Annotated in this window: 20 protein-coding genes; 13 read left to right on the top strand and 7 right to left on the bottom strand. The window is 69.1% G+C overall.

Features of this window, described 5'->3' with window-relative positions; all coding sequences use genetic code 11:
• Nucleotides 1–29: 29 nt before the first annotated feature.
• Genes RN901_RS08045 through RN901_RS08025 form a run of 5 tightly spaced genes read left to right on the top strand, consistent with a single transcriptional unit; the run spans nucleotide 30 to nucleotide 6376 of the window.
• Nucleotides 30–830 carry an enoyl-CoA hydratase family protein gene (locus RN901_RS08045; protein WP_310757755.1) on the top strand — a complete coding sequence of 267 codons (801 nt, stop codon included), beginning with the start codon at nucleotides 30–32 and terminating at the stop codon, nucleotides 828–830.
• Nucleotides 827–1987 (top strand): acyl-CoA dehydrogenase family protein, encoded by a 1161-nt coding sequence (locus RN901_RS08040; protein ID WP_310757754.1) that lies wholly within the window; start codon nucleotides 827–829, stop codon nucleotides 1985–1987. Before RN901_RS08045 ends, RN901_RS08040 begins: the two co-directional genes overlap by 4 nt.
• The gene (locus RN901_RS08035; RefSeq protein ID WP_310757791.1) at nucleotides 1984–4290 is read left to right on the top strand and encodes a bifunctional salicylyl-CoA 5-hydroxylase/oxidoreductase; all 2307 of its coding nucleotides are present in this window, start codon (nucleotides 1984–1986) and stop codon (nucleotides 4288–4290) included. Before RN901_RS08040 ends, RN901_RS08035 begins: the two co-directional genes overlap by 4 nt.
• Before the next feature lie 52 nt (nucleotides 4291–4342).
• Nucleotides 4343–5146, top strand: a complete 804-nt coding sequence (locus RN901_RS08030) for a tryptophan 2,3-dioxygenase family protein (protein ID WP_310757753.1) — start codon at nucleotides 4343–4345, stop codon at nucleotides 5144–5146.
• Between the two features lie 9 nt (nucleotides 5147–5155).
• Nucleotides 5156–6376, top strand: a complete 1221-nt coding sequence (locus RN901_RS08025) for a hypothetical protein (protein ID WP_310757752.1) — start codon at nucleotides 5156–5158, stop codon at nucleotides 6374–6376.
• A gap of 12 nt (nucleotides 6377–6388) precedes the next feature.
• Here the strand turns inward: RN901_RS08025 and RN901_RS08020 are convergent, their stop codons facing one another.
• From RN901_RS08020 to RN901_RS08010, 3 genes are read right to left on the bottom strand one after another with little or no spacing between them, the layout of a single operon-like run.
• Nucleotides 6389–7099: a molybdenum cofactor guanylyltransferase gene (locus RN901_RS08020; protein WP_310757751.1), complete on the bottom strand. Its 711-nt coding sequence runs from the start codon at nucleotides 7097–7099 to the stop codon at nucleotides 6389–6391.
• Nucleotides 7096–7509 carry an arsenate reductase ArsC gene (locus tag RN901_RS08015; protein WP_310757750.1) on the bottom strand — a complete coding sequence of 138 codons (414 nt, stop codon included), beginning with the start codon at nucleotides 7507–7509 and terminating at the stop codon, nucleotides 7096–7098. Before RN901_RS08015 ends, RN901_RS08020 begins: the two co-directional genes overlap by 4 nt.
• A gap of 23 nt (nucleotides 7510–7532) precedes the next feature.
• On the bottom strand, nucleotides 7533–9830 hold the full coding sequence (locus tag RN901_RS08010; protein WP_310757749.1) for a DUF5916 domain-containing protein: 2298 nt from the start codon (nucleotides 9828–9830) through the stop codon (nucleotides 7533–7535).
• A gap of 167 nt (nucleotides 9831–9997) precedes the next feature.
• Here RN901_RS08010 and RN901_RS08005 point away from each other — a divergent pair, with 167 nt between their 5' ends.
• Nucleotides 9998–10657 carry a hypothetical protein gene (locus tag RN901_RS08005; RefSeq protein ID WP_310757748.1) on the top strand — a complete coding sequence of 220 codons (660 nt, stop codon included), beginning with the start codon at nucleotides 9998–10000 and terminating at the stop codon, nucleotides 10655–10657.
• 52 nt (nucleotides 10658–10709) lie between these two features.
• Complete coding sequence (locus RN901_RS08000) at nucleotides 10710–12878, top strand: dehydrogenase E1 component subunit alpha/beta (protein ID WP_310757747.1); 2169 nt, start codon at nucleotides 10710–10712, stop codon at nucleotides 12876–12878.
• A gap of 14 nt (nucleotides 12879–12892) precedes the next feature.
• Here RN901_RS08000 and RN901_RS07995 read toward each other — a convergent pair whose 3' ends face one another.
• From RN901_RS07995 to RN901_RS07980, 4 genes are read right to left on the bottom strand one after another with little or no spacing between them, the layout of a single operon-like run.
• Nucleotides 12893–13165 (bottom strand): DUF4031 domain-containing protein, encoded by a 273-nt coding sequence (locus tag RN901_RS07995; RefSeq protein WP_310757746.1) that lies wholly within the window; start codon nucleotides 13163–13165, stop codon nucleotides 12893–12895.
• The gene (locus RN901_RS07990; RefSeq protein ID WP_310757745.1) at nucleotides 13162–14115 is read right to left on the bottom strand and encodes a DNA-formamidopyrimidine glycosylase family protein; all 954 of its coding nucleotides are present in this window, start codon (nucleotides 14113–14115) and stop codon (nucleotides 13162–13164) included. The genes RN901_RS07995 and RN901_RS07990 overlap by 4 nt, the downstream gene beginning before the upstream one ends.
• Nucleotides 14116–14123: 8 nt before the next feature.
• Nucleotides 14124–15236: a hypothetical protein gene (locus RN901_RS07985; RefSeq protein ID WP_310757744.1), complete on the bottom strand. Its 1113-nt coding sequence runs from the start codon at nucleotides 15234–15236 to the stop codon at nucleotides 14124–14126.
• A gap of 46 nt (nucleotides 15237–15282) precedes the next feature.
• Nucleotides 15283–15531, bottom strand: a complete 249-nt coding sequence (locus RN901_RS07980; RefSeq protein WP_310757742.1) for a ferredoxin family protein — start codon at nucleotides 15529–15531, stop codon at nucleotides 15283–15285.
• 194 nt (nucleotides 15532–15725) lie between these two features.
• Here RN901_RS07980 and lipA point away from each other — a divergent pair, with 194 nt between their 5' ends.
• From lipA to lipB, 6 genes are read left to right on the top strand one after another with little or no spacing between them, the layout of a single operon-like run.
• A complete protein-coding gene (gene lipA, locus RN901_RS07975) occupies nucleotides 15726–16655 on the top strand; it encodes a lipoyl synthase (RefSeq protein WP_310757740.1) in 930 nt (309 codons plus the stop codon).
• The gene (gene pdhA / locus RN901_RS07970; RefSeq protein WP_310757738.1) at nucleotides 16652–17773 is read left to right on the top strand and encodes a pyruvate dehydrogenase (acetyl-transferring) E1 component subunit alpha; all 1122 of its coding nucleotides are present in this window, start codon (nucleotides 16652–16654) and stop codon (nucleotides 17771–17773) included. Before lipA ends, pdhA begins: the two co-directional genes overlap by 4 nt.
• Nucleotides 17773–18756 (top strand): pyruvate dehydrogenase complex E1 component subunit beta, encoded by a 984-nt coding sequence (locus RN901_RS07965; RefSeq protein ID WP_310757735.1) that lies wholly within the window; start codon nucleotides 17773–17775, stop codon nucleotides 18754–18756. Before pdhA ends, RN901_RS07965 begins: the two co-directional genes overlap by 1 nt.
• Nucleotides 18757–18793: 37 nt before the next feature.
• Complete coding sequence (locus RN901_RS07960) at nucleotides 18794–20116, top strand: dihydrolipoamide acetyltransferase family protein (RefSeq protein WP_310757733.1); 1323 nt, start codon at nucleotides 18794–18796, stop codon at nucleotides 20114–20116.
• Between the two features lie 24 nt (nucleotides 20117–20140).
• Complete coding sequence (gene lpdA, locus RN901_RS07955; protein ID WP_310757731.1) at nucleotides 20141–21553, top strand: dihydrolipoyl dehydrogenase; 1413 nt, start codon at nucleotides 20141–20143, stop codon at nucleotides 21551–21553.
• Between the two features lie 25 nt (nucleotides 21554–21578).
• Entirely contained in the window at nucleotides 21579–22358 is a 780-nt protein-coding gene (gene lipB / locus RN901_RS07950; protein WP_310757729.1) for a lipoyl(octanoyl) transferase LipB, read from the top strand.
• Nucleotides 22359–22532: the final 174 nt, after the last annotated feature.

Here is a 22532-nt window from a genome sequence, read left to right as displayed (position 1 = left end):
CCGCACCACCCCTCGGAAGGAAGCGCGCCGTGCCTCTGACCCCGACTTCATTCCTGTACGATGTCGATGCCGCGACCTCCGTGGCGACGATCACGCTGAACCGCCCCGAACGGCGTAACGCCCTGACCTTCGAGGTCTACGACGAACTCCGAAACACGTTCCGCGCACTCGACGCGGAACCGGGGGTCCGCGCGGTCGTGATCACGGGGGCCGGCACCGCCTTCTGCACGGGCGGAGATGTGCGCGACATCATCGGGCCGCTCCTCGAAATGGACTCCGCGGAACTGCTCGACTTCACACGAATGACGTGCGACCTGATCGCCGCCATGCGGGAGTGCGGCCGACCCGTCGTCGGCGCCCTGAACGGGACGGTGGCGGGAGCCGGGGCCGTGATCGCAACCGCGTGCGATGTGCGGATCGCGGCGGAATCCGCGAAGATCGCCTACCTGTTCACCCGCGTCGGGCTTTCCGGCGCCGACATGGGCATCGCCTGGCTCCTGCCGCGAATCATCGGTCTCGGGCGGGCGACGGAGCTTTTGATGACGGGCGACTTTCTCGACGCTCGGGAGGCGCTCCGTCTCGGGCTGTACAATCGGGTCGTGCCCGATGGCGAAGCGCTCGCCGCGGGAACGGAGTGGGCGGCGCGGCTGGCGGCGGGACCATCCTCCGCGCTGTCCGTCACCAAGCACGCGCTGGAGAGGGAGGCGCACATGACGCTACGCGACGCGCTCGCCGAGGAGGCCCGTCTGCAGGCCGCCTGCATGGAGGACCCGAACTTCCGCGAGGGCTTCCGGGCCTTCGTCGAGAAGCGGGCGGCGGTATTCTCGTGATCGACCTCCATCCGGTCCGCGCCTTTCTCGAACCGCGGCACCTCGAACTCGGGGAGGGCCTCGAGCGCTACGCGGCGTCCGAGTTCGCCGAACACGCGCATCGGGACGACGATGATCTCGCCCGCCGGTATGCACGGGAGATCTGCGCATCCCTCGGGCGTGGCGGCTGGCTGAAGGCGATCGCCCGACAGGACTTCCGGGCTTGTTCCGTGATCCGTGAGACGCTGGCCTTCTACTCGCCGCTCGCGGACGCGATGTTCGCGCTCCAGGCGTTGGGCTCGACCCCGATCGCACTGGCCGGCGACGAGCGGCAGCGGCGGCTGTGGCTCGACCGCGCCATCCGGGGGCGAGCCGTGGCCGCTTTCGCGATGAGCGAGCCGGAGGCGGGGTCCGACGTCGCCGCCATGCGCACGGCCGCCGTCCGTGACGGGAACGATTACATCCTCAACGGCGTGAAGACCTTCATCTCGAACGCCGGGATCGCGGATTTCTATCTCCTGTTCGCGGTCACCGACCCCGGCGAGGGCGTGGCGGGGATCTCCGCCTTCCTCCTCCCGGCGGACACGAAGGGGTTCCGCTTCGTGCGGCCGCTTGTGATGGCCGACCCCCACCCGCTGGGCGAGATCGCGCTCGAGGACTGTCGGCTGCCGGCCGCGGCCCGCGTCGGAGCCGAGGGCGAAGGGTACAAGCTCGGGCTCGCGACGCTCGACCGCCTGCGCCCCACCGTCGGAGCCGCGGCGTGCGGGATGGCGGGGCGCGCGCTGCACGAAGCGCTCCACCACGCCCTCTCGCGCCGACAGTTCGGACGGGCGCTCGCCGACTTCCAGATCACGCAGGAGAAGGTGGGACGCATGGGCACCGACCTGACCGCCGCCCGGCTTCTTGTGTATCGAGCCGCCTGGGAACGCGACGGCGGGGCGGACCGCACCGACCTCGAAGCCGCCATGGCAAAGTCCTTCGCGACCGAAATCGCGCAGGGGGTGGTGGACGACGCCGTGCAGATCCTCGGCGGACGCGGCGTGCTGGCGGACCATCCGGTCGACCGGCTCTACCGCTCCGTGAGAGCCCTCCGCATCTACGAGGGCGCAACGGAGATTCAGCGTCTCATCATCGCGCGTCATCTGCTCGACGCCGCGCGCGACGAGGACGACCTCTGAGGATCGTCTGCGTCGGAGGCGGGCCGGCCGGCCTGTACTTCGCGATCCTGATGAAGCGCTCGGGCCCGGCGCACGACGTCGTCGTCCTCGAGCGCAACCATCCCGGCGACACCTACGGCTTCGGCGTCGTGTTCTCCGACGCCACGCTGGAGGAACTGGCCGCCGCCGACCGCGAGAGTTACGACGCGATCACGCGGTCCTTCCACCACTGGGACGACATCGACATCCACTACCGGGGCCACCGGCTCACGTCGACCGGACACGGGTTCAGCGGCCTCGCGCGCACCACGCTCCTCGAGATCCTGGAGTCGCGGGCGCGCGAACTCGGCGTCGATCTGAAGTACGGCGTGGACGTCGAGTCGGAGGACGCGTACGCGGACGCCGATCTCGTGCTCGCCGCCGATGGAGTGAACAGCCGCATGCGGGACCGATACGCGGACGCGTTCGGCCCCCGCATCGATCTCCGTCCCAACCGGTTCGTGTGGCTCGGCACGACGAAGCCGTTCCCCGCCTTCACGTTCCATTTTCGGGAGACCGAACACGGTCTGTGGCGGGTACACGCGTATCAGTACAGGCCCGGCGGCGCCGGGGACGAAGCCGTCTCCACCTTCATCGTCGAGGCGACCGAGGCGACGTGGCGCGCCGCCGGCATGGACGCCGCCTCCGAAGAGGAGACCGTCGCCTTCCTCGAGGACACCTTCCGCGAGGAACTGGGCTCCCATCGACTTATCGCGAATCGCTCGATCTGGCGGGGCTTCCCGACCGTCCGGAACCGATCGTGGCGCCACGGCAACATCGTGCTCGTCGGCGACGCCGCGCACTCGGCCCACTTCTCCATCGGGTCGGGCACCCGGCTTGCGATGATCGACGCGATCTCGCTTCACGAGTCGCTTCTCGCCCACGATCTCGCGGTGGCTCCCGCGCTGGAGGCCTACGAGACGGCCCGCAGGCCGGAGGTCGAGAGCGTGCAGAGGGCGGCCCAGGCGAGCCTCGAATGGTTCGAGGGCACCGAGCGCTTCCTGGAGACGGACCCCGTGCAGTTCGCCTTCAATCTCATCACGCGCAGCCTTCGCATCACCCATTCCAACCTCGCCCTGCGCGATCCGGAGTTCACCGCGCGCGTCGACCGCTGGTTCGCGGAGCGGGCCGCGGCGGACGCGGCAGCCGGGGCCGGAGCACCTCCCCCCGGGACCATCCGGGGCGGCCCGGCGCCGCCCCCGCTCCTCGCCCCGTTCCGGCTCCGGGAGCTCGAGTTGAAGAACCGGGTCGTCGTCTCGGCCATGTGCCAGTACTCGGCGGAGGACGGGACGCCGGACGACTGGCACCTGGTGAACCTCGGCAGCCGCGCGATCGGCGGCGCCGGCCTCGTGATGTCGGAGATGACGGACGTGAGCCGGGAGGGCCGCATCTCGCTGGGCTGCACAGGGATGTACGCTCCCGCGCATGTGGGCGCCTGGAAGCGGATCGTCGACTTCGTGCACCGCCATTCCGACGCGGCGATCGGGATGCAGCTCGGCCACGCGGGCCGGAAGGCTTCCACGCATTTGTCGTGGGAGGGCGACAACGAACCGCTCGAAGAGGGCGGCTGGCCGATCATGGCGGCCTCCGCCGTGCCCTGGTTCGAGCACAGCCCGGTTCCGCGCGAAATGACGCGGCAGGACATGGATCGGGTGACGGCCGAGTTCCGCCGCGCGGCGGAGATGTCGGAGGAAGCCGGGTTCGACCTGCTGGAGATCCACTTCGCGCACGGCTACCTGCTGGCCAGCTTCATCTCTCCTCTCACCAACGTCCGTGAGGACGAATACGGGGGCGACGTGGACGGCCGGCTGCGTTTCCCGCTCGAGGTGCTGGCGGCGGTGCGATCCGCGTGGCCGCCGGAGAAGCCGATCTCCGTCCGGATCTCCGCGGTGGACTGGGCCGAGGGCGGAATGACGCCGGACGGAGCCGTCGAGGTCGCGCACCGCCTGAACGAGGCGGGCGTGGACATCATCGACGTCTCGGCGGGGCAGACCGTCCCCTGGCAGGAGCCCGTCTACGGCCGCCAGTACCAGACCCCCTTCTCGGACCGCATCCGGCACGAGGCGGGGATCGCGACCATGGCCGTGGGCAACATCTCCTCGTTCATGGACGTGAACACGATCCTCGCGGCGGGGCGCGCGGACCTCTGCTGTCTCGCCCGCGCACACCTCTGGGACCCATACTGGACCCGGCACGCCGCCTACGCGTCGGGGGCGCCGATCCCCTGGCCTCCGCAGTATTCGTCGCTGGACGGCTACACGCCGAGATTCGAGTGGGGGTACTGAGGATGCGGGCCTGATGACGCGAGCCCGAGGGCGGGCCGCCGGAGGGAGATTCATGGCGCACGGAAAATACCTGACCTATTCGGGGTACCTGCACCTTGACGAGCTGCTGTCGCTCCAGGTGGAGCAATCGGGCGAGGACGGGAGCCGCGAGCACGATGAGATGCTGTTCATCATCATCCACCAGGTATACGAGTTGTGGTTCAAGCAGCTTCTGCACGAACTCGAGTTCGCGTGCGACCGGATGGGTGCGGACGACATGCCGCGGCTCCTCCATACGATGGAACGCATCCTCACGATCCTGAAGGTCCAGGTCGCCCAGCTGGACATCCTCGAGACGATGCGTCCGCTGGAGTTCCTCGCCTTCCGGCAGAGGCTGGAGGAGGCGAGCGGCCTGCAATCGTACCAGTTCCGCGAGCTTGAATTCATTCTCGGCCACAAGCGGTGGGACGTCTTCGACCGATACCCGGCTGGAAGCGACGCGCGCCGGCGGCTCGAATCCCGCTACGAGGCGCCGTCGCTGTGGGCGGCCTTCCTTCGCTTTCTCCACGCGCGCGGGTACGCGATCCCGGCGGAGGACCTGGAGCGGGACGTCACGGCGCCGACCGAGCCATCCGCGGGCGTGCGGGCCGCCCTCATCCGGCTGTACCGGGAGGATCCGCAGCTCGTCCAGTTGTGCGAGCGATTCGTGGACCTCGACGAGGGACTTCAGGAGTGGCGCTACCGGCATGTGAAGATGGTGGAGCGCACGATCGGGGCGCGGCCCGGGACCGGCCAGACCGGAGGCGCCGCCTACCTGAGGAAGTCGCTGAACCGCCCCGTATTTCCCGACCTGTGGGCGATCCGCACCGACCTGTGACCAGGATTCATGCGACACCACACTAGCTTCGCGCCGGAGGACCTGTACCGGGAGCCGAACGCGCTCGCTCCACACTACTCCCGCTTCCGGGTCTCGGAGCGGCTGCTCCTCACGGGCCATTCGCACCAGGCGTGGCCCGACTGCGGATTCGCGGGACAGCTCCGGGCCTGGGAGGACGCCGCCCGCCTGGTGGACGGGAAGTGGGAGGAGGCGTTCGCCCGCGGGAACCGGGTACGCACCGGGTACGCCGAACTTCTCGGCCGCCCGGAACGTCCGGACGACGGGGACTACGCCCTGGGCTCGAACACGCACGAACTCGTTGTCCGCCTGCTCTCCGCCCTGCCCCTGCGCGCGCGGCCCCGCCTCGTCACGACCGCCGGGGAGTTTCACTCCATCCGACGCCAGCTCGACCGCTTGGAGGAGGAGGGGCTGTCCATCGTTCGCGTGCCCGTGGACCCGATCGACTCACTGTCCGAGCGGCTCGGCCTCGCGACGGACGACGAGACGGCGGGGGTGCTGGTCTCCGCCGTCCTCTACCGGGACGCCCGCATCGTCGGCGGGCTCGACCGCGTGGCGGAACGCTGCGAAGGGGTGGGGGCCCATCTCCTCGTGGACGCCTATCACGCGCTGAACGCGATCCCCTTCGATCTCTCGAGCCTCGGACTTGAAGGCGCGTTCGTGGTGGGCGGCGGGTACAAGTACTGCCAGCTCGGCGAGGGGAACTGCTTCCTGCGGGTGCCGCCGGGCTGCCGGCTGCGCCCCGCCATCACGGGGTGGTTCGCGGAGTTTTCGACGCTGCACGGGGGGGAGGACGCGGGGCGGGTGAGGTACGGGCCGGGAGCGGAACGGTTCGCGGGCAGCACATACGATCCGACGAGCCACTACCGTGCCGCCGAAGTGTTCGACTTCTTCCGGGAGCGGGGACTCTCTCCGGAGTTTCTGCGCGCGGTGAGCCGGCATCAGATGGACCGTCTCACGCGCGGGTTCGACGGGCTCGACGCGGATCCTGAACTCCTGGACCGCGACCGGGAGACGCCGCCCGAGGCGGTGGGCGGCTTCCTCGCGCTCCGCACGCCGCGGGCACGGGACTTCCACGAAGCCCTCGCGGCACGGGGCGTGGCGACGGACTACCGCGACGACCTGCTGCGGCTGGGCCCGGCCCCCTATCTCAGCGACCGGCAACTCGACGATGCGGTAGCCGCTCTGGGAGAGGTGGCGGCCGGGTTCTAGCGTAACGTAACGCTAGTCGGATCGGTCGGCGCTCCGTTCGGCCCAGTCCAGGTCGGCCCGGCTGTCCACGCCGCGGATCATCGTCTCGAGGTCGCCGATCCCGGCCAGTTGTTCCGCCGTGACGGTTCGCACCCGCAACCGCTCGAGGAAGCTCATCATCGACGGGGACGGGTCGCCGGACGCGGCAGGACGCGCCACGAGCCGGCTGGCCAGCCAGCCGACCTCTCCCCGATAGGCGGCGCACAGCGGCTGGGTCCGGCCGCGCGCGTGCGGCACGACGGCGTCCGACTCGGCGTCGCCCTCGAGTTCACGGCTCAAGCGGTCGACGAGATCCGGCGTGACGAAGGGGAGGTCGCCCGCCAGCACGACGCAGATCGCGCCGCGCGCCGCGTTCACCCCGGAGGCCACGCCGGCGAGGGGGCCGAGGTCGGGCACGGGGTCGGGCACGATGAGGAGGGCGCGGCCTTCGGGGCCGCGGAGCGCGACGGAGCCCGGCGGGGGGGCGACACGTTCCGTGTCGGCTTCCCAGCCCTCCGCCGCGAGGGCGCGCCGGAAGGGCGGCACTTCGCGTACCGCCAGGACCACGTCCTCGAACCGCGCCGTGGCTTCCAGGATCCGCGACAGCACGGTGCGGCCGCCGATCTCGACCAGCGGCTTGTCGCGGCCGAGGCGGCGTGAACGTCCGCCGGCCACGATCACGAGCGACCTGTCCGGCCCGCTCACGCCCCGGGAGGCCCTCCGGGGCCCGTCGCCTCCGCCCCGGGCGCCACGCCGAGATCCGCGAGCAACGCGGCCACCCGCCGGCGAATGTCGTCCCGCACCGCGCGGAACTCCTCCGCCGGCAGATCCTTCGGGTCCCGCACCTCCCAGTCCTCCCGCCGCCGGGCGGGCACGTGCGGACACGCGTCGCCGCACCCCATCGTCACGACCGCATCGAACGGCCCGGGCGGCACGTCGTCCAACCCCTCCGACCGGTGGACGCCGAGATCGTAGCCCAACTCCGCCATGGACTCGATCGCCCGCGGATTCACGACGCCCGAAGGCCTTGAACCCCCGCTCGACGCCTCCACGCCGTCACCCGTCAACATGCGTGCGAACGCCTCCGCCATCTGGCTGCGGCAGGAGTTCTCCACGCAGACGAAGAGGAGCCTCGGCACTAGCCCCCGAGGACGTTGAACTGCCGGCTGAACTTGACGATCAGCGAGCGGCCCTGCGGCCCATGCAGATCCTGGATCCCCTGGATGTCGTTGTAGACGATGAACAGGCCGGTCCCCGCCGTGTTGAGCCACCCGAACCGGACGTTGGCGGAGAAGGTGTCGAGCTGCGTCGAGTACTGGACGAGCGACTGCAGGTAGATCCGCGGCGTGAAGAAGTATCCGAAGTTCACCCCGGCCAGGGTCGTGACGAAGTCCCCGTGTTCCAGCGTGACGTTGTTGTAGTCGAGCCGGAGCGACGTGCTGAACGACGAGCCCGGCCGCACGGTCAGCGTCCCGTTCAGGCTGCGGCGCGAACCCGACAGGAACGAGCCGATGTTCGCCCCGCTGTTGAAGGAGACCTTCGCCGATTCGTTCGTCCAGAAGCGCAGCTGCGTCTCCCACCCGTCGTACGTGCCGGTGGGCACGGTGACGTCCGTGCCGAAGATCGTGAACGGTTCGTACAGCCCTTCCCGAACCCAGTTGACGCCGGTGTGGGCCTCCATCCCGTCGTTGAACTCCCAGTGCGTGTCGATGTGGAGCCGGGCCGACTCCTCGAACCCCGGCTGCACGCCCGTCTTGTCGCTCCGGAAGGTGTAGTACGAGACGTGCGGGCGGATCTCGCGGAAGGTCTCGGCCGGATGGATGTTGTGCATCAGAAAGACCTGGTAGTACTGGTGGCCCGCCCGCCGCAGGAAGCCCACTTCAGGGTTGAAGTTCTCGCCGAAGTACTGATACTGGACGTTCCCCCGCCACTTGCGGGTCGTGAGGCCGAAGGTCGCGTCGAAGGCCTGGTCCGCGTCCGTCAATCCGGGGGTCGCCGTCCTCGCCCCCCACGCCGTCAACGTCCACGCCTCCCCCAGTCCCAGTTGTCCATCCACCGCGTAGGTCCGGTTGTAATCGCCGGAAGCGCTCCCGTCGCGGCTGATGAAGGCGCCGCCGATCCGCGACCGGTTCGGCAGCTCGCGCGCCACGCGGGCGACTGAATACGCGTTCGCGCCCTGGACGCCCTCGATTCCGTCGGTCCCGATGTGCAGCATCCCGACGTTGAATCCGGCCGCGCGCCCCGACACGCGGGCGCCGCCGGTGATCGGGACCTGCCGGCCGTTGGCGATGCCGATGCGGCGGCTGAAGAAGAGATCCGCCCCGCCGCCCCCGACCGCGAAGAAGCCCGCGTTCTCGAGAAAGAAGGGGCGCTTTTCCGGGAAGAGCAGGCTGAAGCGCGTGAGGTTGACCTGCTGGTCGTCCACTTCGACCTGCGCGAAGTCCGTGTTGTACGTCGCGTCGAGCGTCATCCCCCGCGTAAGCTGGAGCTTCGCCTCGCCGCCGAACTCGTAGTTCCGGTCGAACGCCGTCTGCCCGCCCGCGTAATCCCGCGCCGTCGAACCCAGCATGTACGGCGTGACCGAGCCGAGCCGCCGGAAGGGAAGCTGGAGCCCCGTCAGGTGGCCCGCGTAGTTGAGCCGGTAGAGGCTGAACTCGCGTGGGACGGCGGACCAGAAGGATTCCTCGTTCCGGCGCCGGATCTGGCGGGAGACGTTGAAGCCCCACGTCGGGTCGGTCCCGTAGCGGAGCGTGTTGAAGGGAATCCGGAACTCGGCGTACCAGCCCTCGCCGTCGCGGCTCGTCGCGACGTTCCACGAGCCATCCCAGTTCTTGTTGAAGCCTCCGCCGGCGCCCGACTGCATTCGCCGCTGGGTGATGAAGCCGCCCCCCAGGAAGAAACCGCCTCCGCGGCCTTCGTTGGCGACCTGTCCGTCGTACTCGATGCCCGCCGGGGTCGTCCCGAACACGAACGCGTTCTGGTAGTCGTGATAGGTGTCGAACGCGAGCAGGATGTGGTCGGCCTCGGAAACCTCGGCGTCCCGGATCCGGTCCCCGGGGATGATCCCCGCGGGGTCCCCGTCGAGAGCCCAGACCCCGATGTAGATTGCCTCGTCATCGAACACCATGCGCACTTCGGTGCGCTCGGACGCCGGCTGCCCGTCAAAGGGCTCGCGCTGGATGAAGTCCGTCATCACCGGTGCCCCGCTCCAGGCCGCATCGTCCAGGACGCCATCGACGACGGGAGCCTGCGCCGCGCGGACCGCGAGACCCTCCAGCGGCGGAGGCGGCGCCTCTTCCGGTTCGTGCTGCCCGGGACCGTCCTGCGCGCGCAACTCCGCGGCCGGCACCAACAGGGCGATGAGACAGGCGATCCCGAACCCGGGTCGACGGCTGAGTCGACGGGCGGGGAGACGATGGTTTCTTCGGAAATTCATATGACGAATGCCTTGGAGAGTGGACCTGCACATGCCCGGTCCCGCCGGGCGTCCAGGCGCCCGGACGGTGGCCGCGTCGGAAAACCTAACACGTACCGGCTCCGCGCGGTTGCAGCGGCGAACGAACCATCGCTATGTTCAGATATATGGACACTGTTCAATCACGGATGCGATTCTTCCGTAAAGATGTTCAGGGACTGTCGTTACGCGATTTTCGCAGCCGCGTCAACGCGGAGTTGTCCGAGCACGCGCGCGTAAGCCTCGGCACGCTCTCGAACTACGAACGGGAGGCCGGCGGGTCCTCGCGGGCGGGCCCGCGCGCCGAGTTCCTGGCGGCGCTGAAGCGCGCCTTCCCTCGCCTCCGACTCGAGTGGCTGATTCTGGGCGACGGCGAGCCGACGACGATCGCCGAGCGACTCGCCGCGCCCGAGGGGCTCGAGACGAAGGCGGGATCGCCGGCGGACGGGGAGCGCTCGTTCGCCACTCGGGTTCTGGCGCGCTATCCCGACCTCGAACTGCTCTCCCCGGAAGCTTCGGCCCTCTTCATGGCGGCGCTGACGCGGCTGGCCATGGGCGAACCGAAGCTGGCGCTGGATGAAGGGGACCTCATCGAGCTGGCGGGGGACCTGCGCTGGCTCCTCCTGCTTCCGCCGGGAGCGTGGGGGTTTCGCCACGCGCCGCCCTACCGGGCGTTCTCCGACTACGCCGTCGCGATGCTGCACGCGCTGAGCCAGCTCATGCCCGAGAGCGGCGACGGCGACCCGATCGGGGACCACTCCACCTCGATTCTCCCGCAACTGCGCCGCTTTCGCACGGTCGGCTTCTAGACGTCGGAGGGACGGTTTCTAGACGCCGGAGGGACGATTAGATTCCCGCCACATGGCAACCCCTATCGACCAGACCGACGACCTGGAGCGCGCGCTCAGCGCCCTCGCCCGCCCCGAATGGCGGGACCTCCAGGCCGAGGACCTGCTCGCGATGTATCGCGTGATGTACACGTCGAGGACGATCGACGACCGCGAAATCGCGATGAAGCGGCAGAACCGCATCTTCTTCCAGATCTCCGGCGCCGGACACGAGGCGCTCCTCGTCGCGGCGGGACGCGCGCTCAGACCCGGCTACGACTGGTTCTTCACGTACTACCGCGACCGCGCGCTCTGCCTCGAACTCGGCATGTCGCCGTACGAGATGTTCCTCGGCGCGGTCGGGGCGGAGGAGGATCCATCGACGGGCGGACGGCAGATGCCGGCGCACTTCGGTTCCCCGGCCCTGCGCCTCGTCACGCCTTCCAGTCCGACGGGCACCCAGTTCAACCAGGCGGTGGGGTGCGCGGAGGGCATCGTGCGCGCCCGGACCGCCGGCCTCGACGGGCTCGACGCGGTCGCCCCGCACGTGGAGTCGGATGAGATCGTGCTCGTTTGCACGGGGGACGGCACGACCTCGGAAGGAGAGTTCTGGGAGGCGATGAACACCGCCTCCAACCTGCAGCTTCCCATCCTCTTCCTCGTGGAGGACAACGGATACGCGATCTCCGTGCCGGTGGAAGTCAACACCGCCGGGGGCAGCATCTCGAGTCTCGTGCGGAACTTCCCGAACCTCCACGTCGAAGAGGTCGATGGAACGGATCCGCTCGAGAGCTATGTCGTCATGCGGCGCGCCGCACGATACGTGCGGTCCGGCCAGGGTCCGGCGCTCGTTCATGCGCATGTCACCCGCCCCTACAGCCACTCGATGTCCGACGATGAGCGGCTCTACAAGTCCGATGGCGAACGGGAACTCGAGTCCGCGCGCGACCCGCTCCTCACCTTCGCCGACTACCTCGTTCGGGAAGGCGTGATCGAGGCCGACGCACTCGAATCGCTCAAGGCGGAGATCAAGGCCGATGTGGCCGACGCGGCGGACCGGGCCATGACCCGTCCGCAGCCGGGCCCCGAGACCGTCTACGCCCATGTGTACTCGCACGATGTCGACCCCACCTCGAGCGCCTTCGAAACGGAGGCCCGGCCCGACCCCGAGGGGAATCCGAAGACGATGGTCGACCTGCTCAACGCCTGCATCCGCGACGAGATGCGGCGCGATCCGCGGATCGTCGTGTTCGGGCAGGATGTGGCGGACGCGAGCCGCGAGGAGATCCTCGATGAGGTGAAGGGCAAGGGCGGCGTCTTCAAGGTGACGTACGGGCTGCAGCGCGAGTTCGGGTCGCTGCGGGTGTACAACGCGCCCCTCGCGGAGGCGAACATCGTCGGACGCGCCGTGGGTCTCGCCGTGCGCGGGCTGAAGCCGGTCGCCGAAGTCCAGTTCTTCGACTACATCTGGCCCGCCTACCACCAGTTCCGGAACGAGGTCGCGACCTTCCGCTGGCGCTCCGCGGGACACTGGAAGTGCCCGCTCGTCATCCGGACCACGTACGGCGGCTATATCTCGGGCGGCGCGATGTACCATTCGCAGACGGGCGCCTCGCTCTTCACGCACACGCCCGGCATGCACGTGATCTGCCCCTCGAACGCGGTCGACGCGAACGGGCTCCTGCGGACCGCGATCCGGTGCGACGACCCGGTGCTCTTCCTCGAGCACAAGCACCTGTACCGGCAGACGTACAACAAGGGCGTCTATCCGGGGCCCGAGTACATGATCCCGTTCGGCAAGGCCGCGCTCCTCGCGGAGGGCGACGATCTCACGATCGTCACGTACGGGGCGATGGTGGAGCGCACGCGCAAGGCGCTCCTGAAGCTCGACCGGGCGGGGGAGCCGGTGCGGGCGGACCTCATCGACCTGCGGTCGCTGAACCCGGTCGACATGGATTCCATCCGCCGCTCCGTGATGAAGACGAACCGCGTGCTCGTGGCCTACGAGGATGCGAAATCGTGGGGCTACGGGGCCGAGATATCGGCCCGCCTGGCCGATGAACTGTTCGAGTGGCTCGATGCGCCGATCCGGCGGATCACCTCGACGGACACCTTCATCGGCTACGCGCCGTCGCTCGAGAACGCGTCCCTGCCGCAGGTCGACGATATCGCCGAAGCGATCGTGGAACTCGCCACCTGGTAATCGGCAGAACCAGCCTAAGCTCTCCTGCGGGCGCGCCAGGCGCGGATGTGATCCTTTAGTTCCGCCCGCGTCACGGCCGGGCCGCACCACTCCAGGCGGGCGCCGAAGGCGTCGAAGTGCGGGAGCGTCGAGTCGTGGATCCACGCGGGCTCGAGGCCGTGCCGCCGGCCCCACGCCTCCAGTTCCTCGCGGGAGACATCGCTGTAGACGTGGCACAGCGGGTCCCCCTTCGCGATCCCGAGGCGGGGGATGTCCTTCCGCGACGTGTGGTAGTGGTAGCGAATCACGCGCCGTCCCCGGGGGCCGGCTCCGGCCCTCCCGACCGAAGCTCTTCGAGCGCTTCCAGGCTGCGGGGCCAGTCCTTTCCCAGCAGCCGGGAGAGGGCCCGGTCCGCCAGCACCTTTCCGCCGGTCTGGCAGGCGGCGCAGTAGTTCGTTTCGTTGTCCGCGTATCGGATCCGCTGCACCGGCGCCGCGCACTCCGGACACGGCCGCCCGTACTTCCCGTGCACCGCCATCTCGTCGTGGAACGCGGTCACCTTCTCCGGGAACTCCCCCGCCAGCTCGTCGCGCAGCCGGCACGTCCATTGCTCGAGCGTATGGCGCGTGGCTTCGCGGAGCCGGCCAATCTCCTCGTCGTCGAGCCGGCTCGTCCACTTGATCGGCGACAGCCTCGCCCGGTGCAGGATCTCGTCGGAATACGCGTTGCCGATGCCCGAGAAGAGCCGCGGGTCCGTGAGCGCCCGCTTCAGCGTGTGGTTGCGGGCCGTGAGCGTCTCGCGGAAGACGTCCGGGTCCGCGGTGAGGGGATCGATGCCGCCGGGATCGTGCCGGGCGAGGGCCTCGGCGCCCTTCACGACGTGGAGCGACGCCCGCTTCTTCGTCCCGGCCTCGGTGAGAAGGAGGCTCCCGTCGGCGAAGTCGAAGGCGGCGAGACCGAGCCGTCGCGGGATCGTCACGCCGGGATCCCGCCACCGGAGCCGCCCCGCAATCATGAGGTGGAGAACGAGCCACAGCTCCGGCTCGTCTTCGCCGTCATCCGGGACGGCCAGCCCGATCGCGATTCGCTTCCCCAGCCGACGCAGGGCCACGACCCTGCGGCCGTGCGCCTCGGTCAGCGGCGGCTCGAAGCTCCGGAGCAGAAACGGACTCGCAAGCCGTACGCGCTCGAGGGTTCGTCGCAGGATCCGCGCGTCCAGCGCTTCCAGGTAGACCGTGATGTCGGGCAGCTCGGGCATGCTACCCGTCAGCCGCCACCGCTCGAGCGGGATGCGTGGCCGTGGGCGTGAGCGGCTTCGATCGGTTTCTCGAGCGTATTGCGGAGATCCTGGACGTAGTCCGGGTGGTCCCGGCTGAATGCCGGCCAGTCCGCGTCTGCGGCGATGATGATGCCGCCGATCGCGCCCATCGCACCGTCCGGCGCCGGGTGTCCCAGCGGGTTCGAGTACTGGACGGAGATGCGGTAGAGGTGGTCCTTCCGGATCCGCACGCCCCCGCGCCACCAGAGCCGGCTCGTGGGCACGCCGACGGTGCGGCCTTCGCCGTCCACCTCGGGCCCCATTTCCCAGATCACCCTGTTCGCTGTGAGATCCTCGAGCCGAATCCAGTCCCCGTAGTCGTGCAGGTGCCCTCCGACGGCGAGGATGCGTCCGTCCACGGCGGGGCTGCCCTCCCAACTCATCCCGTGGGTCCCGGGCGGAAGCGGAAACTCCTTCTCGCCGACGGGGCCCATCACGTCGAGATAGAACGGATAGACTTCCACGGGCCCCACGAGGCCCGGATCCTCGAACGGCGTGTACGGAAGCCGGATGTGGAGGAAGGCTTCGTCGTGCGACGCTTCGGGGAGCGAGGCGAACATCGCGCTTACGAGGACCCGGGTGCCCGGCGCGAGGCGATAACCCAGCACGCCCGGCAGAAACTCGTTCTTCGTCTCGCGGCCCGCGGCGAGAATACGGCGCGGGACGGCGGAGAAGAGTTCGCGGCTGTCCGGGTCGATGACGTTGACGTGATGGAGAAGGCGGTCGGGGAGCGGGTTGCCCTCCCGGTCCCGCATCCGCCACGAGAAACCGTGCATCCAGCCCGCGACCGGCACGTCCGCGAGTTGCACCGGGAGGCGCAGGTGCGGACCGCCGGCCGGCAGCGAGACGGGGCCGACGATGATCTCGAACTCGCGATCGGCCGCGTACACCCGCACGTCGATGAGCGGACTCGCGGCGGGCAGGCGCGGCGGGGACGAGTCGTCGGCATGCGCCGCGGCTTCGTGTGCGTGTTCCTGCGCGGCGGAGGCGTACGGCGAAAGCAGGAGACCGAGGCTCACCAGGTGCGGTCCGAGCAGGCCGCGCGGGCGCCGGTTCCACATCGCGGTGGCTCGCCTCAGGGGTCGGACTCGAGGCTCACGCCCGGTGTCAGTCGGGCGGGGGAACGTCGAAGTAGGTGTAGTTCTTCGCGGTGAAGGCGTCGTACTGTTCCGGCACTTCGTCGTCCGGATAAATGGCCTCCACGGGGCACTCGGGCACGCAGGCGCCGCAGTCGATGCACTCCTCGGGGTGGATGTAGTACTGATCCTCTCCCTCGTAGATGCAGTCGACGGGGCACACATCCACGCAGGATGCGTCCTTCTCGCTCATGCATGGTTCGGTGATGATGTAGGTCATGCGCGGGAACATACCCGAGGCCCGAAGGCTGAGCAATTCCGCAATGCCGCCCGCGCGGACGGGCGCATCGGGTTGGTCCGTCGTGCAACAGCCGGTATCTTGGATGGTTCCGGGCGGACGGCATCTGGACGGTTCGGCGGGGTTCGCGGGACCCGAAAATACAGGGCGGATTACTTGGCGAGAAGGCGGCGGCGTTGAAGCCACTAGAGGTCATACAGGGAGGGAGCACGGCCGATGCCTGGCCTTCGCGGAAGCCGCGCTGGCTCAAGGTGCGCGCGCCCGGAGGGCCCAACTATCTGCGCCTCAAGGAACTGATGCGAGGGCTGGAACTCAGCTCCGTCTGCGAGGAGGCGCGCTGCCCCAACATCGGCGAGTGCTGGGAGGCGGGGACGGCGACGTTCCTCATCATGGGCGACGTGTGCACGCGCAACTGCCCCTACTGCGCGATCGCGCACGGCCGGCCGGAGGAACTCGACGAGGACGAGCCGCGACGCGTCGCGGAGGCCATCGAGCGACTGCAACTCAACCACTGCGTCATCACGTCCGTCGACCGCGATGACCTGCCCGATGGCGGCGCCTGGATCTTCGCCGAGATGATCCGCGAGATCCGGCTGCGCCGTCCCGAGTGTTCGATCGAAGTGCTGACGCCGGACTTCCAGGGGAATCCCGAGGCGATCCGCACGGTGATCGACGCGAGGCCCGAGATCTTCAATCACAACATGGAGACCGTGCGCCGGCTGCACCGGGTCGCCCGGCCCGGCGGCCGCTACGACCGCTCTCTGGACGTCCTGACGACGGGACGGCAACTGGATGACCGGGTCCTCATCAAGACGGGGATCATGCTCGGGCTCGGCGAGACGGCCGCCGACATCGAGGAGTTCATGGGAGACGCGCTCGAAGCCGGCGTGCAGATCCTCACGCTGGGCCAGTACCTGAGGCCGTCCCGGGACCATCTTCCGATCGACCGCTACGTGTCCCCGGAGGAGTTCCTGCGCTGGAAGGAGATCGGGGAATCGCGGGGGTTCCTGCACGTCGAGAGCGGGCCGCTCGTTCGGTCCAGCTATCATGCGCGCGAACAGGTGGTCGAACTGCGCCGGCGGGTCGCGGCGTTGGCGGCGGGATGAGCGCGGCGAACTCCGACCGGTCCGCGGCCACCATCTCCGACGCTCCGGCGGGCGCGGCCCCCGAGGGGGCATCGAGCGGAGACCCGGACGCCTTCCTCGGACTCTCGAAGGAGGAATGCGTCGAACTCCTGCGGGAGATGATCATCGAGCGCCGCTTCGAGGAGAAGGCGGCGGAGGTCTACCAGGTCGGCAAGATCGGCGGCTTCTGCCACCTCTACATCGGGCAGGAAGCGGTCTCCGCCGGATCGATCTCTCCGCTGCGGGACGATGACTACGTGGTCACGGCGTATCGCGACCACGCGCAGGCGATCGCGCGCGGGATGACGCCGAACGCCGTCATGGCCGAACTCTACGGACGGGTGGACGGCTGCTCGAAGGGCTTCGGCGGCTCGATGCACATGTTCGACAAGACGCTCAACTTCATGGGCGGACACGGCATCGTCGGGAGCCACCTGCCGCTCGCGGTCGGGGTCGGCTACGCGATCCGGTACCGGGGCGGAGACCAGGTCTGCCTCTGCTTTTTCGGAGACTCGGTGGTCAACATCGGCGCCTTCCACGAGTCGATGAACATGGCCGCGCGCTGGAAGCTGCCCGTCATCTTCCTCCTCGAGAACAACCGGTACGGGATGGGGACCGACTTCCGGCGCGTGGCGGCGGTGAAGGAACTCAAGGACCGCGGCCGGGCGTACGAGGGCCTCACCTCGCTCGATGTGGACGGCATGGATGTGCTCGCGGTCCGCCAGGCCATGGAGGAGGCGATCGAGCGGGCACGGAACGAGAAGACGCCCAGCTTCATCGAGGCGCGCTGCTTCCGCTACATGGGCCACTCGATGGCGGATCCGATGCACGGGACGTACCGGACGCGCGAGGAAGTCGAGAAGTGGCGGTCGGATGACCCGATCCTCTCCTTCACCCGCCAACTCATGGACGCGGGGCGGCTGACGGAGGAGGAGTACAAGGCGATCGACCGCGAGGCGAAGGACATCGCCGAAGAGTCCGCGGCCTTCGCGGACCGGAGCCCCTTCCCCGATTCGGAAGCGCTGTATCGCTACGTGTATTCGGACGGGTATCCCGACGACATGCGGCGGCGCGACGCGTGGCGGAAGGAGCTGCGCTGATGGCCGTCCTCACGTATCGGGAAGCGCTGAACGACGCCCTCCGCGAAGAGATGGAGCGCGACGACTCGATCTTCATCATCGGCGAAGAGGTGGGGGAGTACGACGGCGCCTACAAGGTCACGAAGGGGCTGCTCGACCAGTTCGGGGAATGGCGCGTGCGGGACGCCCCCATCGCCGAGTTGGGGTTCGCGGGGCTCGGGGTGGGCGCGGCGATGGCGGGTCTGCGGCCGATCGTCGAGTTCATGACGTGGAACTTCGCCCTGCTCGCCATCGACGAGGTCGTGAACGCGGCGGCGAAGATGTACCAGATGTCGGGCGGACAGTACAACGTCCCCATCGTCTTCCGGGGACCGGGGGGCGCGGCGCTCCAGCTCGCGGCGCAGCACTCGCAGTCGCCGGAGCCCTGGTACAGCTACGTGCCGGGGCTGAAGGTGATCGCGCCCGCCACGGCGAAGGACGCGAAGGGACTCCTGAAGAGCGCGGTCCGCGACAACGACCCCGTCGTGTTCATCGAGAGCGAGATCATGTACAACCTCGTCCGGGACGAGGTGCCGGAAGAGGAATACCTGACCCCGATCGGCAAGGCCGAGGTGAAGCGCGAAGGGTCGGACGTGACTGTGGTGTGCCACTCGAAGATGGTGCACCAGGCGCTCGCGGCGGCCCGCGCGCTGGAGAAGGAAGATATCGATGTGGAGGTGCTGGACCTGCGCACCGTACGTCCGCTGGACGTGGACGCGATCGTGGCGTCGGTGAGGAAGACGAACCGGGCCGTGGTCGCGGAGGAGGGGTGGCCGATGTGCAACGTCGGGGCCCAGGTCGTGGACGACATTCAGCGCGAGGCGTTCGACTCGCTGGACGCGCCGGTGGCGCGCGTGAACGGGCTGGATGTGCCCATGCCCTACGCGAAGAACCTGGAGAAGCTCGTGACCCCCAACGCGGACCATGTGGCGGCGGCGGTGCGCCACGTGTGCTACGCCGACTAGCCGCGGGACGTCGACCGATATGCCTACGAGAGTCGTGATGGCGCAGCTGAGCCCGACGATGGAGGAGGGCAAGCTCATCGAGTGGAAGGTCGCCGAGGGCGATGCCGTGGCGCAGGGAGACGTCGTCGCGGAGATCGAGACGGACAAGGCGAACATGGATGTCGAGGCGCTCGGCGGCGGCGTGCTGCGCAAGATCATCGTGCAGGAGGGCGCCACGGTCCCGGTGGGCGCGCTCATCGGCGTGATCGCCGAGCCGGACGAGGCCATCGACGACCTGCTCGCGGAAGCGGAAGCGGCCGGCGGCGACGGGCCGGCGGAAGGTCCGGCCGAGGAGCCCGCCACGGCGGCCGTGGAGCCCGCCGCGACCGCGGTGGCGCCGGAGCCCGTCGCGCCGGTCGAGGTCGCGGCCGATCCGGCGGGTGCGGCGCCCGGCGGCGCGGCCGCGGTGGCCGGGGGCCGCATCAAGGCCTCGCCCGTGGCGCGGCGAATGGCCGCGGAGAGCGGGATCGCGCTGGCGGGCCTCACCGGGTCCGGGCCGGGGGGCCGGATCGTCAAGGCCGACATCGAGGCCGCCCTGGCCGGCGGCGCCCCGGGCGTCGCCCCGGTCCCCGCGCCCGCGCCCGCGCCGCCCACCGAGGCGCCCCTTCCACCCGCGCCCGCGCCGCCCCCTCCCGGTCTCGAGGACCGGGTCGAGGAGGCGAGCCAGATGCGGAAGGCGATCGCCCGCCGGCTCGGCCAGTCGATCGGACCCGTCCCTCACTTCTTCCTCACGACCGAGGTCGACATGGGCCGCGCGCTCGAGTTGCGCGCGGACCTCAACGCCCGCTTCGCGGACGGCAAGATCGGCGTGACGGACCTGCTCCTGAAGGCGACGGCCGAGGCCCTCAACCGCCATCCGGCGGTCAACGCGTCGTGGGAGGAGAACGCGATCCGCTACCACGGCGCGGTCCACCTCGGCATCGCGGTCGCGCTCGACGAAGGCCTCATCACGCCGGTGCTGCGCGACGCGGGCCGCAAGGGGCTGCGGCAGATCTCGGTCGAGGCGCGCGACCTCATCGCCCGGGCGCGGGCGCGCAAGCTCGCGCCGGAGGAGTACCAGGGCGGGACCTTCTCGGTCAGCAACCTCGGCATGTTCGAGATCGACCAGTTCACGGCGATCATCAATCCGCCGGAAGCCGGCATCCTCGCCATCGGACAGACGGTCGAGAAGCCCGTCGCCGTGGACGGCCAGGTCGTCGTCCGCAAGCGGATGCGCGTGACCATGTCGTGCGATCACCGCGTCATCGATGGCGCCTCGGGCGCGGCTTTCCTCGGGGCCTTCAAGGCGATGCTCGAGAACCCGCTCGAGATGATCCTCTAAAAAATCCAGAGAGTGAAGGGATAGATGTCGGAGACATACGACGTCGTCGTAGTCGGGGCCGGACCGGCCGGCTACGTATGCGCGATCCGGGCCGCCCAACTCGGACTTCGGACCGCCTGCGTCGAGAGCGGGTCGTACGAGGGCGGCCTCGGCGGCACCTGCCTGAACTGGGGCTGCATCCCCGCCAAGGCGCTGCTCGAGAGCGCCGCGCTCGCGCACAACCTCCAGCACCACGGCGCCCGCATGGGCGTGAAGCCGGTCGAAGTGGAGTACGACTTCTCCGCGGCGGTGAAGCGGAGCCGCATCATCACCCGGAAGCTCACGGCCGGCGTGAAGTACCTGCTCGGGAAGAACAAGGTCGACATCGTGCAGGGTCGCGGCCGGCTGGCGGGAGCGGGCCGCGTCGCGGTCGAGTCGGAGGACGGCGAGACCCGGGAGATCGCCACCCGCAACGTCGTCTTCGCAACGGGTTCCGTGATGAAGACCTTCCCCGGCTTCGAACTCGACGGCGAGAAGGTGATCGGCAGCCGCGAGGCGCTGGGTCTCCAGGAACTCCCGGCGAAGATGGCGGTCGTCGGCGCCGGATTCGTGGGCGTCGAGTTCGCCGATGTCTTCAACGCCTTCGGCGTGGACGTCACGCTGATCGAGGCGCTCGACACGCTCGTGCCCTTCGAGGATCCCGAGATCGGGAAGGCGCTCGAACGCTCGTTCAAGAAGCGGGGGATCCGCAATCTCACGAACACCCGCGTCAAGCACCTTGACCGCGACGCGAGCCCGATGGTCCTCACGGTCGTGAACCCCGACGGCAGTGAGACCGCCGAGGAGACGGATCTCGTGCTCATGGCCGTCGGACGGCGGCCCGTGTCCGAGAATCTCGGCCTCGAGAAGAACGGGGTCGCCGTGGAGAACGGCTTCATCCGGATCGACGAGTGGTGCCGGACGAACCAGCCGGGGGTCTACGCGATCGGGGACGTGGCCGGGCAGCCGATGCTGGCGCACGTCGGGTCGCACGAGGGCATCGTCGCCGCCGAGCATATCGCCGGCGCCGCCAAGCACCCGATGACGTACGGGAACATCCCCTCCGTCGGATACTGCCACCCCGAAGTCGCCTCGATCGGCATGTCCGCGGCGCAAGCCGAGGAGGCGGGCTACGAAGTCGTCACCGGCAAGTACCCGCTCGGGGCGCACGGACGCGCGCTGACCGCCGAATCCGCGGACGGTTTCGTGAAGATCGTGGCCGACGCCAAGTACGGTGAAGTGCTGGGCGTCCACATGATCGGACACAACGTGAGCGAGCTCGTGGCGGAGGTCGGCATGGCGCGCGAACTGGAAGCCACGCTGGACGAGATCGTGGGTCACGCGCACGCACACCCCAGCATGGCCGAGGCCGTGATGGAGGCCGCGTTCGCCGCGCTCGGGCGCTCGATCCACATGTAGGCGGGCGGGGGCAGGCGGAGCTTCGATGAGCGGGGAGCGGCAACTCCGCGCGGTCGACCTCGGCCGGCGCGAGTACCGGGAGGTGCTCGAGCTTCAGCGCTCCATCGCCCGCTGGCGGCGGAAATCTCCGCCGGACCATGATCTTCTTCTCCTCGTCGAACACCTCCCCGTGATCACCATCGGGCGGGGATCGAGGGAGGATTTCATCCCCCCCGACCAGGCATGGCTCGCCGAGGCGGGGCTGGATCTGGTCGAGATCGAGCGCGGCGGCGACCTCACGTATCACGGCCCCGGCCAGCTGGTGGGTTACCCGATCCTGGACCTCCGCGCGCACCGGCAGGACCTCCACTGGTATCTGCGCCGCATCGAGGAGGTGCTGCTGCGCGTCCTGGCGAAGTGCGGCCTCCCCGCGTTCCGGGTCGAATCGTACACCGGCGTGTGGACGGGTTCTCCACCCGCCGGGAGCCTCGAGACGGTCGAGCACGACGGGTTCGGAACGGTCGCCGCCGGACGCGCGGACGCCCTCATCGGGGCCGGTGCGATCCGCAAGGTCGCATCGATCGGCGTGCACGCGAGTCGCTGGATCACCCTGCACGGTTTCGCGCTCAACGTGACGCCCGAGCCCCTTGAGAACTTCCGCGGGATCGTCGCGTGCGGCATCCACGGCGTCCGCATGACGAGCCTCGCCTCCGAGGGCGCCTCTCTCACCCTGGAAGAGGCCGGCGAAGCCGTGGTGCGCGCCTTCCCCGCCGCGTTCCCGAGCCTCGCGACGTCACCCGCGCCGGAAGTCGGCCTCCGCATCTGACGTTCCCGCGGGGCTGTATTCTACGAAACGCTCGCGTCGTGCAAGCAGGTCCCGTAGCGTCCATAAGTAGCTTATTTTCAGTATATTGTCGCGTGATGCGAGCATTTTTCTCATCCCGGACCGGCTAGCTCCGTCCCCTTGCATCTCCCGCCATGTGGTGTGTATTATGGTGGG

It is taken from the genome of Candidatus Palauibacter soopunensis (assembly GCF_947581735.1).
Classification (GTDB): domain Bacteria; phylum Gemmatimonadota; class Gemmatimonadetes; order Palauibacterales; family Palauibacteraceae; genus Palauibacter; species Palauibacter soopunensis.
Note: the sequence above shows the minus strand (reverse complement) of the source record. Positions and strands in the feature narration are given on the sequence as shown.

What these genes read in the sequence shown, in the direction of transcription:
- pdhA (WP_310757738.1), top strand. Translation starts at nt 16,652, where the DNA reads ATGAGCGCGGCGAACTCCGACCGGTCCGCGGCCACCATCTCCGACGCT.
- RN901_RS08005 (WP_310757748.1), top strand. Translation starts at nt 9,998, where the DNA reads ATGCGATTCTTCCGTAAAGATGTTCAGGGACTGTCGTTACGCGATTTT.
- RN901_RS08025 (WP_310757752.1), top strand. Translation starts at nt 5,156, where the DNA reads ATGCGACACCACACTAGCTTCGCGCCGGAGGACCTGTACCGGGAGCCG.
- RN901_RS07980 (WP_310757742.1), bottom strand. Translation starts at nt 15,531, where the DNA reads ATGACCTACATCATCACCGAACCATGCATGAGCGAGAAGGACGCATCC.
- RN901_RS07965 (WP_310757735.1), top strand. Translation starts at nt 17,773, where the DNA reads ATGGCCGTCCTCACGTATCGGGAAGCGCTGAACGACGCCCTCCGCGAA.
- lipB (WP_310757729.1), top strand. Translation starts at nt 21,579, where the DNA reads ATGAGCGGGGAGCGGCAACTCCGCGCGGTCGACCTCGGCCGGCGCGAG.
- RN901_RS07960 (WP_310757733.1), top strand. Translation starts at nt 18,794, where the DNA reads ATGGCGCAGCTGAGCCCGACGATGGAGGAGGGCAAGCTCATCGAGTGG.
- RN901_RS08010 (WP_310757749.1), bottom strand. Translation starts at nt 9,830, where the DNA reads ATGAATTTCCGAAGAAACCATCGTCTCCCCGCCCGTCGACTCAGCCGT.
- RN901_RS08030 (WP_310757753.1), top strand. Translation starts at nt 4,343, where the DNA reads ATGGCGCACGGAAAATACCTGACCTATTCGGGGTACCTGCACCTTGAC.
- RN901_RS07990 (WP_310757745.1), bottom strand. Translation starts at nt 14,115, where the DNA reads ATGCCCGAGCTGCCCGACATCACGGTCTACCTGGAAGCGCTGGACGCG.
- lpdA (WP_310757731.1), top strand. Translation starts at nt 20,141, where the DNA reads ATGTCGGAGACATACGACGTCGTCGTAGTCGGGGCCGGACCGGCCGGC.
- RN901_RS08000 (WP_310757747.1), top strand. Translation starts at nt 10,710, where the DNA reads ATGGCAACCCCTATCGACCAGACCGACGACCTGGAGCGCGCGCTCAGC.
- RN901_RS07985 (WP_310757744.1), bottom strand. Translation starts at nt 15,236, where the DNA reads ATGTGGAACCGGCGCCCGCGCGGCCTGCTCGGACCGCACCTGGTGAGC.